Origin of the sequence: Paracoccus sp. JM45 (assembly GCF_003590715.1) — a bacterium.
Lineage (GTDB): Bacteria > Pseudomonadota > Alphaproteobacteria > Rhodobacterales > Rhodobacteraceae > Paracoccus.
Genome location: NZ_QQVY01000080.1, coordinates 1 through 512 on the forward strand (window position 1 = coordinate 1; position 512 = coordinate 512).

The 512-nt window shown below is 47.7% G+C and carries 2 protein-coding genes; both read left to right on the plus strand.

The annotated features are described in order from the left end of the window. Positions 1 to 239: 239 nt before the first annotated feature. A complete protein-coding gene (locus DWB67_RS17820) occupies positions 240 to 374 on the plus strand; it encodes a hypothetical protein (RefSeq protein WP_255418756.1) in 135 nt (44 codons plus the stop codon). 56 nt (positions 375 to 430) lie between these two features. Continuing rightward, positions 431 to 512, plus strand: an 82-nt coding sequence (locus tag DWB67_RS18740; RefSeq protein ID WP_147385947.1) for a transposase, incomplete at its 3' end; no start/stop codon positions are given.

Consider the following 512-nt stretch of genomic DNA (forward strand, 5'->3'; position numbering starts at 1 on the left):
TGCGCCATCTTTCATTCTTCCTGCTTTCCAGCAAGATAGGGGAAATTTCGCAACCCAGTTTAGAATGGGCCCGGCTAGAAAATGATAAAATAATAATCCATGTTATGTAATTAATAATGTTCGATGTGCTATTTCTGACAGCTCCAATAAGATCTAAGTCTGGAAATTGTTCATTATACTCTAAGTCCTCCGGAAGCCGAATTTGGTGACTTGACGGCTGGGTTTGGAACGAGTCAGCTATGGCTATGATCCGCCCCGGCTTTCTTTCCTCAGTAGACCGCCTTGAGCTTGAGGCTTGCGTGCGTCGCCGGCGCGAAGATCACGGTATCGCCCGTCGGGAAAATGCGATCCTGCTGCTTGACGACGTGACCTGAGCCTCTAAAATTTTTCCCGGTTTGTGTAAAGTCCGCCTAACAAAAAGGACGGACAAATGAAGGCACGATTTACGGACGAACAGATCATTGCGATGATCAAGGAGCAGGAAGCTGGCGAGAAGACCTCTGATGTGTGTC

Excerpts from the sequence above, each read along its gene's own strand:
- DWB67_RS17820 (WP_255418756.1), top strand. The coding sequence starts at position 240 with ATGGCTATGATCCGCCCCGGCTTTCTTTCCTCAGTAGACCGCCTTGAG.